The organism is Cupriavidus sp. 05T313 (assembly GCF_056396665.1).
On sequence record NZ_JBFTLX010000644.1, the window covers coordinates 1 to 435 of the forward strand.

General features: G+C 67.6%; 1 pseudogene. It reads right to left on the minus strand.

What is annotated here, in order from left to right:
* A pseudogene (locus tag AC1DKD_RS42160) lies at nt 1-435 on the minus strand (maltose alpha-D-glucosyltransferase); the annotation flags it as partial.

Consider the following 435-nt stretch of genomic DNA (forward strand, 5'->3'; position numbering starts at 1 on the left):
GTTGGACTGGATGCTGCCGGTAATGTCCTGGCCGGAGAAGTTCAGGGCAGTGACCTGCAGGGCCCCGTCCTTCAGCCGGTTGACCAGCACCAGCGCTGCGCGGTTGGAGACCTCGGGCACGTCCAGGAGGGTACCGGTGGCGATCCCGTTTTCCTCGCGCACGGCGAGGATCCGCTGCAGCCGCCGCGCGAAGGAGTCCTGGTCCTGCAGCTGGTCCGGCAGGGAACCGTACAGGCTGCGGGCCCTCGGCATTCCTGCCGATGAGTTGGTGGCGTCCGGGCTGGTCCCCATGAGGTCGTGGGCACCGCGGTTGATCCACCGCGTATCACCCTGTGACGTGAGCTCGCCGACGCTGCTGCGGTCCAGTGCCAGGATACCGGTGAGGTCCCAGCCGGACAGGGCAAAGACTCCGGGCTGCAGCGCGTTGTACATGGC